Origin of the sequence: Afipia sp. 1NLS2, assembly GCF_000178995.1 — a bacterium.
Classification (GTDB): domain Bacteria; phylum Pseudomonadota; class Alphaproteobacteria; order Rhizobiales; family Xanthobacteraceae; genus Afipia.
The window spans coordinates 1,622,425-1,634,451 of sequence record NZ_ADVZ01000001.1; the positions used below are offsets into that span (position 1 = coordinate 1,622,425).

At 63.8% G+C, this 12,027-nt stretch carries 13 protein-coding genes and 1 tRNA gene; 5 read left to right on the forward strand and 9 right to left on the reverse strand.

Translation table 11 applies throughout. The features are described 5' to 3' along the window. Nucleotides 1-29: 29 nt before the first annotated feature. Entirely contained in the window at nt 30-968 is a 939-nt protein-coding gene (locus AFIDRAFT_RS08030) for a hypothetical protein (RefSeq protein WP_009338693.1), read from the forward strand. 20 nt (nt 969-988) lie between these two features. Here AFIDRAFT_RS08030 and pheT read toward each other — a convergent pair whose 3' ends face one another. The 4 genes from pheT to rpmI all read right to left on the reverse strand — a co-directional run bounded on the left by pheT (nt 989) and on the right by rpmI (nt 5,274). After that, nucleotides 989-3,409, reverse strand: coding sequence for a phenylalanine--tRNA ligase subunit beta (gene pheT / locus AFIDRAFT_RS08035; protein ID WP_009338694.1), 2,421 nt, complete (start codon nt 3,407-3,409; stop codon nt 989-991). Continuing rightward, nucleotides 3,406-4,488 (reverse strand): phenylalanine--tRNA ligase subunit alpha, encoded by a 1,083-nt coding sequence (gene pheS, locus AFIDRAFT_RS08040; protein WP_009338695.1) that lies wholly within the window; start codon nt 4,486-4,488, stop codon nt 3,406-3,408. The genes pheT and pheS overlap by 4 nt, the downstream gene beginning before the upstream one ends. 159 nt (nt 4,489-4,647) lie before the next feature. After that, entirely contained in the window at nt 4,648-5,007 is a 360-nt protein-coding gene (rplT, locus tag AFIDRAFT_RS08045; RefSeq protein WP_009338696.1) for a 50S ribosomal protein L20, read from the reverse strand. Between the two features lie 66 nt (nt 5,008-5,073). After that, complete coding sequence (gene rpmI, locus AFIDRAFT_RS08050; RefSeq protein ID WP_002717744.1) at nt 5,074-5,274, reverse strand: 50S ribosomal protein L35; 201 nt, start codon at nt 5,272-5,274, stop codon at nt 5,074-5,076. A gap of 406 nt (nt 5,275-5,680) precedes the next feature. Between rpmI and AFIDRAFT_RS20340 the strand changes: the two genes are divergently transcribed. Beyond that, complete coding sequence (locus AFIDRAFT_RS20340; RefSeq protein WP_283804987.1) at nt 5,681-5,806, forward strand: hypothetical protein; 126 nt, start codon at nt 5,681-5,683, stop codon at nt 5,804-5,806. 81 nt (nt 5,807-5,887) lie between these two features. On the opposite strand, the gene infC is transcribed toward AFIDRAFT_RS20340, so the two are convergent. The 3 genes from infC to AFIDRAFT_RS19760 all read right to left on the reverse strand — a co-directional run bounded on the left by infC (nt 5,888) and on the right by AFIDRAFT_RS19760 (nt 7,979). Continuing rightward, a complete protein-coding gene (gene infC, locus AFIDRAFT_RS08055) occupies nt 5,888-6,427 on the reverse strand; it encodes a translation initiation factor IF-3 (RefSeq protein WP_156186952.1) in 540 nt (179 codons plus the stop codon). 111 nt (nt 6,428-6,538) lie between these two features. Beyond that, nucleotides 6,539-7,741 (reverse strand): glycosyltransferase, encoded by a 1,203-nt coding sequence (locus tag AFIDRAFT_RS08060; RefSeq protein ID WP_050789582.1) that lies wholly within the window; start codon nt 7,739-7,741, stop codon nt 6,539-6,541. Nucleotides 7,742-7,829: 88 nt separating this feature from the next. Then, entirely contained in the window at nt 7,830-7,979 is a 150-nt protein-coding gene (locus AFIDRAFT_RS19760) for a hypothetical protein (protein ID WP_156786858.1), read from the reverse strand. Nucleotides 7,980-8,002: 23 nt separating this feature from the next. On the opposite strand from AFIDRAFT_RS19760, the gene AFIDRAFT_RS08065 reads away from it, so the two are divergent. Beyond that, on the forward strand, nt 8,003-8,794 hold the full coding sequence (locus tag AFIDRAFT_RS08065) for an alpha/beta hydrolase (RefSeq protein WP_009338700.1): 792 nt from the start codon (nt 8,003-8,005) through the stop codon (nt 8,792-8,794). Between the two features lie 115 nt (nt 8,795-8,909). On the opposite strand, the gene AFIDRAFT_RS08070 is transcribed toward AFIDRAFT_RS08065, so the two are convergent. Beyond that, a complete protein-coding gene (locus AFIDRAFT_RS08070) occupies nt 8,910-9,602 on the reverse strand; it encodes a glutathione S-transferase family protein (protein WP_009338701.1) in 693 nt (230 codons plus the stop codon). A 203-nt stretch (nt 9,603-9,805) separates the two neighbouring features. Between AFIDRAFT_RS08070 and AFIDRAFT_RS08075 the strand changes: the two genes are divergently transcribed. Continuing rightward, a complete protein-coding gene (locus AFIDRAFT_RS08075; RefSeq protein ID WP_009338702.1) occupies nt 9,806-10,612 on the forward strand; it encodes an undecaprenyl-diphosphate phosphatase in 807 nt (268 codons plus the stop codon). Between the two features lie 4 nt (nt 10,613-10,616). On the opposite strand, the gene AFIDRAFT_RS08080 is transcribed toward AFIDRAFT_RS08075, so the two are convergent. Next, entirely contained in the window at nt 10,617-11,582 is a 966-nt protein-coding gene (locus AFIDRAFT_RS08080) for a complex I NDUFA9 subunit family protein (RefSeq protein WP_009338703.1), read from the reverse strand. Nucleotides 11,583-11,742: 160 nt separating this feature from the next. Between AFIDRAFT_RS08080 and AFIDRAFT_RS08085 the strand changes: the two genes are divergently transcribed. Beyond that, nucleotides 11,743-11,827 (forward strand) — tRNA-Leu (locus AFIDRAFT_RS08085). Nucleotides 11,828-12,027: the final 200 nt, after the last annotated feature.

Here is a 12,027-nt window from a genome sequence, read left to right on the forward strand (position 1 = left end):
AGCGGCACCGTTTGAGTCAGGGCAGGGATATGAGCAAGACAAAGAAGTTGGTTTCCGCCGCCTGCGTCGCTGTGCTGGCGTCATGCATCGGCGGGATGGTGCAGGTGCGCAGCGCCGCCGCGCAGACAAACGACGCCTTCGCGCAGGAGAACAAGACCATTCCGGTCGGCGAGGGCGAGTTCAGGCTCGTCGTCAAGCGCGGACCGGTGAACGTCTTCACCTACCGCCCAAAATCCTTTACGCCGAACAGCCCGATCTGGGTTGTGATCCACGGCCAGAAGCGCGATGTCGCCGAGCACAGCGCGTTCGACTATTACGATACCTGGGCGCCGCTGGCCGAAAAGGCAGGCGCGCTGCTGCTGGTGCCGGAATTCGTCGAGCAGTCGTGGCCGACCTCGTGGCAATTCCAGTTCGGCAACGTCATGACGAAATCGCTGAAGCCGGTGCCGTGGGAGGATTCAGGTTTCGCCGTGGTCGAGATGGCGTTTAAGCGCGCGGTCGCCATGACCGGCAGCCATCGCCAGCGCTTTTCCATTTTCGGGCATGGCGGCGGCGCGCAATGGGTGCAGCGTTACGTGCTCCACAGCGGCGGCCGTTACATCGCGCGCGCGGTTGCGGCGAATCCCGGCTGGTACATGCTGCCGGATGACGAATTCAAATATCCTTACGGCATTCAGGGCACGTCGATTACCCCGGCGACGCTGCGCGGCGCATTCGCGACCGATTTCGTGCTGCTGCTCGGACAGGCCGACGTGCAGACCGGCGGCATCATCCGCAACAACAGGGAAACCAGTGCGCAGGGCACGACCCGTTTTGCGCGCGGCCATTTCTACTTCAACCGCGCGGCTGCGGACGCCAAGCGCATCGGCGCGAAGTTCGCCTGGCATTTGCGCGAAGTGCCCGGCGCGGGACACGACGACGCGGACATGGCTCCGGCGGCCGCCGCGGCCATGATGGAGCGACGCTGAACGCGCATCGGCTGCGGGATTTACTCCCGCAGCGTGCTGCCGGTTTTCTTCGTCACTTCCGCGACGATCTTCGTGGCGACCGCCTCGATGTCCTGATCGGTGAGCGTCTTCTCGCGCGGCTGCAGCGTCACCGCGATCGCGACCGACTTCTTGCCTTCGGGAATGCCCTTGCCGTCATAGACGTCGAACAGCGTCACATCGGTGATGAGCTTCTTGTCCACGCCCTGCGCGGCGCGGATGATGTCGGCAGCCTTGACGTTGTGGTCGGTGAGGAACGCGAAGTCGCGCGACACCGGCTGGAATGCTGCGAGTTCAAGCTGCGGCTTGGCGCGCGTGGCGCGCGCCTTCGGCTCCGGCAGGCGGTCGAGCAGCACTTCAAACGCGACCAGCGGCCCATCGGCCTTGAGCGCATCCAGCACGCGCGGGTGCAGTTCGCCGAAATGGCCGAGCACGTTCTGCGGTCCGATCTGGATCGTGGCTGAGCGGCCCGGATGCAGCCATTGCGGCGCGTTCTTTGCTTCGCGGCAAGGCACGATCTGCAACGCTTGCATCGGCGCGCCACAGGCGGCGAGCACGGCGAGCGCATCGGCCTTGGCATCGAACGCGTCAACGGTCCACGAACCGGACCACGCGCGGCCAAAGCCCTTGGATGACGCCATCGCGCGGCGCACGCCGGTCGCGGCGGTGAACTGCTGCTCAGGCTGGTCGCCGAGAAACACCTGTCCGACCTCGAACAAAGCGACATCGCCAAAGCCGCGATCCGCGTTGGCCTGTGCCGCCGCGATCAGGCCCGGCACCAGGGAGGGCCGCATATCGGACAGATCGGACGCAATCGGGTTGGCGAGCGCGAGTTCTGGCTTGCCGCCGCCGAATAACTCGGCCTGTGTTTTGGAGAGGAACGACCACGTCACGGCCTCGACCATGCCGCGCGCCGCCAGCGCGCGCTTGGCGCGGCGGGTGCGGAGTTGCAATGCGGTCAGAACGGGCTTGCGCGGCGCGTCGCCACGCGGAAACGGCGTCAGCGGCACGCGATCTACGCCGATGATGCGGACGATCTCCTCCACGATGTCGGCCTTGCCGGTGACATCGGCGCGCCACGACGGCACCGCGATCTTCACCACGGGCCCCTGACCCGCGACCATGAAGCCGAGATGGGTGAGGTGACGCTTGATGTCGGTGAGCGGCACGTCGATCCCGGAGAGGCGCTTCACCTCGTCGATCGGGAATTCGATCATGCGGTCGTCGCCGTAAGGCTTGCCCGTGAGCGCGATCTCGGACGGCTCGCCGCCACAGATGTCGAGCACGAGCTTGGTGGCCAACTCCAGCCCCGGCACCATGAAGGCCGGATCGACGCCGCGCTCGAAACGGTAGCGCGCATCGGAATTGATGCCGAGCTTGCGGCCGGTCTGGGCGATGTTGATCTCGTTCCACAGCGCCGATTCGATCAGCACGTCGGTCGTATTCTCATCGCAGCCGGTGGCCTCACCGCCCATGATGCCCGCGAGCGACTCCACACCGGTGTCGTCGGCGATCACGCACATGGTGTTGTCGAGTGCGTAGGTCTTGCCGTCGAGCGCAACAAGACTCTCGCCCGCCTTGGCGCGGCGCACGACGAGGCTGCCCTTCACCTTGGCGGCGTCGAACACATGCAATGGGCGGCCACGGTCGAAGGTCATGAAGTTGGTGATGTCGACCAGCGCGTTGATCGGGCGCAGTCCGATGGACGTCAGGCGACGCTGCAGCCATTCCGGCGACGGCCCGTTCTTCACGCCACGCACAAGGCGCAATGCGAAGCCGGGGCACAGCGTGGCGTCTTCAACCGTCACCGCCGCGGGTGCTGCGAACGTACCCTTGATCGGCTTCGGCGCATCGTTGTGAAACTTGCCCATGTCGGCCGCGCCGAGGTCGCGCGCGATGCCGTGCACGCCGGTCGCGTCCGCGCGGTTCGGCGTCAGGTTAATTTCGATCACCGGATCGCCGAGGCCGGCCCATTCCGCGTAAGGCTTGCCGACGGGCGCGTCGCCAGGCAGTTCGATGATGCCGTCGTGATCTTCGGAGAGTTCAAGTTCGGCGGCCGAGCACAGCATGCCGCGGCTCTCGACGCCGCGAATATTGCCGATGCCGAGCGTGATGTCCTTGCCGGGAATGTAGGTGCCCGGCGGCGCGAACACGCTGACCAATCCCGCGCGCGCGTTCGGCGCGCCGCAGACCACCTGAATCGGCGCACCTTCTCCGGTATCGACCATGCACACGCGCAGACGGTCGGCGTTGGGATGCTGTTCGGCGGTGATGACCTTGGCGATGACGTAAGGCGCCAGCGCCTTCGCCTTATCCTCGAGGTGTTCGACCTCTAGGCCGATCATGGTCAGCGTCTCGGCGAGCTTCTCGACCGGCTCGGTGGTGTCGAGATGTTCTTTCAGCCAGGAGAGGGTGAATTTCATGACGACAGCCCTCCGGCCAGCGTGGGCACATCGAGCGGCTTGAATCCGTAATGGTTGAGCCAGCGCACGTCGCCCTCGAACATCTGCCGCAGATCGCTGATGCCGTATTTCAGCATCGCGATGCGATCGATGCCCATGCCCCAGGCGAAGCCCTGATACTCATCCGGATCGATGCCGCAGTTGCGCAGCACGTTCGGATGCACCATGCCGCAGCCGAGAATCTCCAGCCAGTCCTCGCCTTCGCCGAAACGGATGTCGTTCTTGCCGCGACGGCACTGGATGTCGACTTCCATCGACGGCTCGGTGAAGGGGAAGAAGGAGGGGCGGAAACGCATGTTGACGTTATCGACCTCGAAGAACGCCTTGCAGAACTCCGCGAGAATCCATTTCAGGTGACCAAGGTGCGAACCCTTGTCGATGACAAGGCCTTCGACCTGATGAAACATCGGCGTGTGGGTCTGGTCGCTATCGCAGCGATAGGTGCGGCCGGGGCAGATCACGCGGATCGGCGGCTTTTGTGACAGCATGGTGCGCACCTGCACCGGCGAGGTGTGGGTGCGCAACAGCGGGCGCGAGCCGTCCTCCTTGCGGTTGAAGAAGAAGGTGTCGTGCATCTCCCGCGCCGGATGGCCTTCGGGGAAGTTCAGCTTGGTGAAATTGTAATCGTCGGTCTCGATGTCCGGCCCTTCGGCGATCGAGAAGCCCATGTCGGCGAAGATCGCGGTGAGTTCGTCCATCACCTGGCTAATCGGATGGATGCGTCCTTGCTCGGCGGGCGTCTCGCGGGTCGGCAGCGTGACGTCGATGGTTTCCGACGCAAGCCGCGCATCGAGGGCCGCGTTTTTCAGAACGTCGCGCCGCGCAGTGAGCGCCGCCGTTACCTTGTCCTTGGCGGCGTTGATCGCAGCACCTTCGGTCTTGCGCTCGTCCGGCGACATCTTGCCAAGCGTGGACAAGAGCGCGGAGATCGATCCCTTCTTGCCGAGCGCGGCGACGCGCACGGCTTCGAGAGCAGCTTCATCGGAAGCGGCTGCGATCTGGTTCAGGATTTCGGATTCGAGTGCGGCGAGATTGGACATGCAGAGCCCCAGCAGAACGGTTCATTTGAAACCGCCCGGCGGGGTGCAATCGGCCCAGCCGAACGGAGCGGGACGCCTCAGGGCGTCCCGGTCATCCCGGCCTCGTGCAAGAGGGGCAAGCCTTCAGGCTGACCTTGGCCGCGCACGGCCGAGGCCACCTTACGCCGCGAGAGCGGCTTTGGCCTTTTCGGCAATCGCCTGGAACGCCGCCGGCTCGTGGATGGCGAGATCCGACAGCACCTTGCGATCGACAACGACGCCCGACTTGGCGAGGCCGTTGATAAATCGGCTGTAGGTCAGGCCGAACGGACGAACCGCCGCGTTGATGCGCTGGATCCAGAGTGCGCGGAAATTGCGCTTCTTCAGCTTGCGGCCGACGAAGGCGTACTGGCCGGCCTTGTCGACGGCGGCCTTTGCGGCGCGGATGGTGTTCTTGCGACGACCGCGAAAACCTTCGGCGGCCTTGTAGACTTTCTTGTGCTTGGCGTGAGCCGTCACACCGCGTTTGACGCGTGCCATGACTGATCTCCTAAATCTGAAAATGTGAGTGGTGACAGACCGCCGCGCGGACGCGGCGTAAGTGGATCAGGCGTTTGGCAGGAAGTACTGCTTGATGTTGTCGCCGTCGGTCTTGAACAGGACGCGCGTGCCGCGCAACTGGCGGATCTGCTTCTTGGTCCGCTTGATCATGCCGTGGCGCTTGCCCGCATGGGCCGACACCACCTTGCCTGTTCCGGTCACTTTGAAGCGCTTTTTGGCGCCCGACTTGGTCTTCAGCTTGGGCATTTGGCTCTCCTTAGATACCGCCATCCGCGCGCCGAAACGGCTCGCCGGGGCGACTAAATGCTCGTTAGAGCGTTGAATTGCTTGGGATATTTGCCCGTACGGCAAAGCCAGCAAAAACATCGCCACGGCAGCCCTTGATCAGCCGGGCGATGAGATGGGGCTTATGGCAGAGGAAGGCCCGGTTTGCAACGCTGGAGTCTGCCGCCGTTTCATGGAAACGGCGGCAGACTCTACGCTTTTGGGGGTGACGCGTTTTCTTCACGCGAACCGGGTTCCACCTCGCTTGAAAACGCTACGAACCGGCGTCTGCCGCCATCCTGCCATGAGGCCTGCGCATGTTATGCCGCATTGGAGAATCGCCCCGAAACCCCATATTTTCGGTGTCACCGAGACGGAAGGATTTGAAATGCCGAAGACAAGGAGCCGCTCCAGGGCCAAGGTTGCCGCGATTCAAGCCGATACCGCCCGTCTGGCCGCATGGCTCGGCGCGGGCGCGCTGGTGATCGGAGCGCTGATCGCGCGGGGCTTCTGAGCGGATCGTTTTGAGTTCCCCACACTGAAAAAGGCGCCCCGTTGGGCGCCTTTTCTTGTCTCGGCGGCTGAAGTCCGATGCTCAGCGCGGCGCAAGCACCATCACGACCTGACGGCCTTCGAACCTCGCGTCCTGCTCCACCTTGGCGATATCGGCGACGGCGGCCTTCACCTTGTCGAGCAGCTTGGTGCCGATCTCCTGGTGAGCCATTTCACGGCCGCGATAACGCAGCGTGATCTTGACCTTGTCGCCTTCCTCGAAGAAGCGAAGCATCGCGCGCATCTTCACGTCGTAGTCGTGGTCGTCGATCATCGGGCGGAGCTTGATCTCCTTGATCTCGACGATCTTCTGCTTCTTGCGCGCTTCGGCGGCCTTTTTCTGGGCCTGAAACTTGTACTTCCCGTAGTCCATGATCTTGCAGACTGGCGGGTTGTTGTTCGGCGAAATCTCCACGAGATCCATGCCGGCATCCATCGCCATCTTCACGGCGACCGATGTCTCGGTGACGCCGACGTTGACGCCGTGCTGGTCGATCAGTTGGACTTCGAGATTGCGGATCTCATCATTGGTGCGGGGCCCGTCTTTGGCGACTGTGGGCGGGGCTCTGTTGGGACGGCGAATGGGAAGGTCTCCACGATTGTTGAAAGAAGCGGTGATTTTGAAGGAATTCTTCGGCGCGAGCAAGGCGACGGAGGACGGCTCACGCGAAAAACCCGGAGAGCCGCATTCCAGTCACGGTGCGCGTGCCTGTGTCAGTTCCATGTAGAGGCGAAGGGTCTGTTCGGCAACTGCCGCGGGCTCCTGCAGGTCGGAAACCCACGCCTGGCCGCGCGCGCCCATGGCCTGCCGCTCCGGCTCCGACAGGTTCAGAAGGCGCGTTAACGCTGTTGCCATGGCCTCGATGTCGCCGGAGGGGAAACGCAGGCCTGTCATGCGATCCTCGCTGACGGCCGGCGGCGACAGCATCAGGCTGGAACCGGCGGCGAGGTCGGAAGCGGCGACCGGGACGCCCATCGCCTGCGCCGCGAGAATGGTGCGCAACGCGCCTTCCGGCTGGGTCGAGGCGAACACCGCCGCCGCGGAGACCGCAAGCGCCGCCGGGAGATCGTCGCTGAGCCCCGCGAAGCGCACCACGTCGGTGGTCCCTGTCGAGAGCACGAGATCCCACAATTGTCCGGTGAAATGGGTGCGGCCCTGATCCTCGCCGGTGAAGGCGATCAGGAAATCCTTCACCCCGGCGGCCTTCATCCATGCGGCGGCCTGTACGATGTGGTGGTGGCCCTTGCGGCGGACCATGCGGCCCGGCGCGAGGATGATGCGGGTGTCGGGCCCCGCGCCGAAGGCGTGGCGGATGTGCGCGATGCGCTCCGCGGTGACGCTGTCGGGATCGAAGGTGGTTGCATCGAAGCCGAGCGGCAGCGTGGTGATCCTCGTGCGTACGGCTGGATAACGGTCGCGGATGAGGTCGGCGAGATCGTCGCTCGCGGCGATGATGCGGTCGCCGCGCACCATGACGCTGTTGTAGAATCGCTTGAGCCGGTTCTGCTCGCGGAAACCTTTGAACCATGTGGTGACGAACGGACGCCGCTGCGCGCGCGCGGCGAGATAGCCGCTCCATCCCGGCGCGCGGCCGAGCGCGTGGACGATGTCGCAGCGACGGCTCGCGATCAGCCGCGACAATTGCCGCACGCAATGCAGCATCCGGTAAGGATTGCGGCTCGTGACATCCATCTCGATGAATTCGCCACCCGCCGCCAGCAGTTCAGGCACGAGGCGGCCGCCTTGTGACACCACGATCGGGTGATGGCCGTGGCTGGCGAGATATTGCGTGAGCGCCAGCGCATTGAGATCGGACGCGCCGGATTCCAGCGTCGGCACGGCGATCAGAACGGTGAGTGCGCGGGTTTGAGGGTTTTGTCCGGAAGGCCGGGCCATTTCGTCCCGATCTGCGGTCCCGTCGGGCGCACTGGACAAAAAGTGCTGTCTGGCCGTGGAAGGGTCCGGCATCGGAGGCATATCTCGTTCAGACCACTGCAATCGGCGCGCGGCGGGCGCGCAGCGCGGCCGGCGGCGGATTGAAGCAATGCGAAGGAAGAGTGACCGGAGCGTTGACGAACATGATCGCACCATCAATAACACGGCCAATCATGATGGCACGATAGAACCGAACCACAAAATTTTCATGATGGCTGTCCGATGACCCCTTCCGCCGATCTTCCGCCTGACTTTATCGATGTCAGAACGTCGCATGGCGAGCGCCGGATCGCGGTGCGCCGCCGCGAAGGCCGCGGCCCGGGCCTCGTCTGGCTCGGCGGATTCAAGTCGGACATGCTGGGCACCAAGGCGCGCGAACTCGACGCCTATGCGGCAAGCCACGGCCGCGCCTGTATCCGGTTCGATTATTCCGGCCATGGCGAATCCAGCGGCGACTTCAAGGACGGCACCATCGGCGCCTGGCTGGAGGAAAGCCTCGCCGTGATCGAGGCCTGCTGCGATGGCCCGCAGGTTCTGATCGGCTCCTCGATGGGCGGCTGGATGGCGCTGCTGGCCGCGCGCGCAATGACGGCGCAAAAAGCCAAATCACGCGCGAAGCTGAAGGGCCTCGTGCTGATCGCGCCCGCGCCGGACTTTACCGAAGATCTGATGTGGGCACGCTTCACGCCGCAGATGCGCGAGGAGATCGCGCGCAACGGCGTGTGGTATCGCCCGTCCGACTACGGCGATCCCTATCCGATTACGAAACGACTGATCGAGGAGGGACGCAACCATCTCCTGCTCGACGGCATGCTCGATTTTGGTTGTCCCATCCGCATCCTGCAAGGCGTGCAGGACGAGGATGTGCCCTGGCAGCACGCCTTCAAGCTCACGCACTGTTTGCCGAGCGACGACGTGGTGCTGACGCTGGTGCAGGACGGCGATCACCGCCTGTCGCGGCCGCAGGACATCGCGCGCATCCTCGCGGCAGTGACGGAATTGGCGGAAGGGTGAGGTTGGTTTAAGCGTCATTCCGGGGCGCGAGCAAAGCGAGCGAACCCGGAATCTTTTTTCTCATGTCTGGATTCCGGATCGGCTCGCGTTCGCTCGCCGTCCGGAATGACGATTGTCAAAAATCCAGATCGATGTAATGCGCGGGCGCGGGCAGGCCGGGGAGCCATTCGTTCAGCAGCGGGCGGAACGAGGGGCGCGACTTGATGCGCACATACCAGGCTTTCGCGGCGTCATCCTCGGTCCACGGCACGTCGCCGAGATAATCGATCGCCGACAGATGCGCCGCGGCGGCGAGGTCGGCATAGGTCGGCCGGTCGCCGGCGAGAAAATTCCGCGTCCGCGCGAGCCAGCCGATATAGGCCAGATGATAGCGCAGGTTGGAGCGTGCCGCGCGCATCACCTCGGTCGAAGGCGCGCCGCCACCCTGTTCGGCGGTCATGAAGCGCTTGTAGACGCGCTCGGTGACGAGCGGTCCGCTGACCTCGTCATAGAATTTGTCGTTGAACCACGACATCAGCCGCCGGACTTCGATGCGGCCGGCTGAGGTGGCGGGCATCAGGCGGCGCTCGCCAAGCCGCTGGCCATGCGTCTCGTCGAGATATTCGGCGATGATCGCGGCGCCCGGAATGGGCGGCTGGCCGTCGAGCATCATCACCGGCGTGGTGCCTGCCGGGTTCATCGCCAGAAACGCCTCGTCGCGCTCCCATATCCGCTCTTCGACGAGTTCGGATTCCAGTCCGTATTCGCCGAGCGCGAGACGGATGAAACGTGAATGGGGGCAGAAGGCGTGATGGAAAAGGGTAATCATAGGCACCGTGTTAGCCGGAAGATTCTTAAAGAGAGCCTTAAAAAAGGCTTTCTGCTCTCGCTTGGTGGCGGCCCGCGAGCAAGGTGTCGAACCTAACCGAGCGCGAGCCGGGGGCAAGGTATCTTTGCGTGTTTTCCGCATTGCGGGGGGTCATCGAATAAGTCACAAACGCGCGGGCCCTCCCGGCACGATGGATTTTCCCAATGTTGGCTGATCTTCTGAAGGCGCTGTTCCTCGGCATCGTGGAGGGCGTCACCGAGTTCCTGCCGGTCTCATCCACCGGCCATTTGCTGCTGGCAGAGCGTATCTTCAATCTCGACCAGGAAAATTTCTGGAAGACGTTCGCGGTGCTGATTCAGCTCGGCGCGATTCTGGCCATTCTGGTGATCTACTTCCAGCGGCTGTGGCATGTCGCGACCCACATGTTCACCGATCCCGCCGCACGGCGGTTCGTGATCGGCGTGCTGGTCGCATTTTTACCTGCCGTGGTGCTCGGCCTGATCTTCGGCCATTTCATCAAGGCGGTGCTGTTCAATCCGTGGGTGGTGTGCTTCTCGCTGATCGCGGGCGGCGCGGTGTTGTTGTGGGTCGATCAGCAGGACGTCAATCCGCGCCATCACAACGCCATGACGTTTCCGCTGCCGATGTATCTCGGCATCGGCATCGCGCAATGCGCGGCGATGGTTCCGGGCGTGTCGCGTTCCGGCGCCTCGATCGTGGCGGCGATGCTGTTCGGCGCCGACAAGCGCTCGGCGGCGGAGTTCTCGTTCTTCCTTGCGATCCCGACCATGATCGGCGCGTTCGCCTACGATGTCTACAAGGATCGCGCCGACATGACGATGGATCACGCGCTGATCATCGTGGTCGGCTTTGTGGTGTCGTTCATCACCGCGATCATCGTGGTGAAGACGTTCCTCGATTTCGTCACGCGCAACGGCTTTACGTTCTTCGCCTGGTGGCGTGTGATCGTCGGCACGCTCGGTCTGGTCGCGCTGGCGCTGGGGGCGTGAGGCTTTAAGTGTTCTTGTGGGCGAACTGGCCGGTCTTGCGGAAGCGCCACAGATAGGATGGCAGCACGGCTGACATCGATTCCGGCGCGATGCCGAGGCCTTCCAGCGTCAGGCCCGCGCTCCTGGCCGCATCCGACACCAAATTATCGGACTTGAGCAGTTCGACCTGATCGGGCGTCAGCTTGAGATCGCCCGGCGCGAATTGCAGGAACGCCGCTTTGAGTTTCGCGAGCCCGAACGGCAGCGGCATCAGCGTCGGATCGCGCTCGGCAATCCGCAGGATCAGTTGAACCGCCTCGCGCATCGTGACCACTTCCGGCCCGCCAAGCTCGTAAGCCGCACCCGGCTTGGTCTTGCCATCGACGGCATCGGCGATCGCGGTGGCGACGTCGCCGACATAGACCGGCTGCAGTTTGGTATCCGCGCCGATCAGCGGCAGCACCGGGAGCAACCGCGCCAGCGCGGCGAAGCGGTTGGCGAAATGATCCTCGGGCCCGAACACGATGGAGGGGCGGATGATGGTCGCACCGGGTACGGCGTCCAGCACCGCCTGTTCGCCGAACGCCTTCGAGACAGCGTAGCGCGAGGTGGAATTGACGTCGGCGCCGATTGCCGACACATGCACCATGCGGGCGCCGATTTTCGCGGCGGCTTCCGCGATGGCGTGCGCGCCGTGCGCGTGCACCCGGTTGAAGCGCTGGGCGCCGCCTTCCGAGAGAATGCCAACCAGATTGACCACGACATGCGCGCCGCGCACCGCCGCCTCGATCGAGGCCGGGTAGCGGATATTGGCCTGGACCGGGTTGATCTGGCCGACCTTGCCGAGCGGCTGGAGGTGACCGGCGAGTTCAGGCCGGCGTACGCCGACGCGCAGCCGGTAATCCCGCTGCGCCAGCGCCCGGACCACATGACGGCCGAGGAAACCCGATCCGCCGAATACGGTGACGAGGGTGTCGATGGGGGCTGTCATGGTCGAATTCCTGCCTCGATAAAGGTAAGCCGCGCGGGCATTTGCGGATTTTGCGATACGCCATCGGTCATTGGCTGTACAGGGGCCATGGTGCCACCCGCCGGGGGAAATTTCCTCGGAATTTGACAAGCGTGCGGCCGATCCTTACTAACCGCCCCACGCCCAGGTGGTGGAATTGGTAGACACGCAGGTTTCAGGTACCTGTGCTGCAAGGCGTGAAGGTTCGAGTCCTTTCCTGGGCACCATTTCCAAGCATTGTCGCTGATCGTGCAGGTCCTCTCCTGCGCAAGATTCTGACCTCTCGGCAGACACATTAGAGGCGGCGCGCACGCCTCTGCCGAATGTTTTTGCCGATCCTCCGCGGCGGTTGATCGCTCATTATCTTCTGAAGCATTCGGCTTGCCACACGGTGCCGCGACATTTTTCGCGCACCGCGATCCTCCGC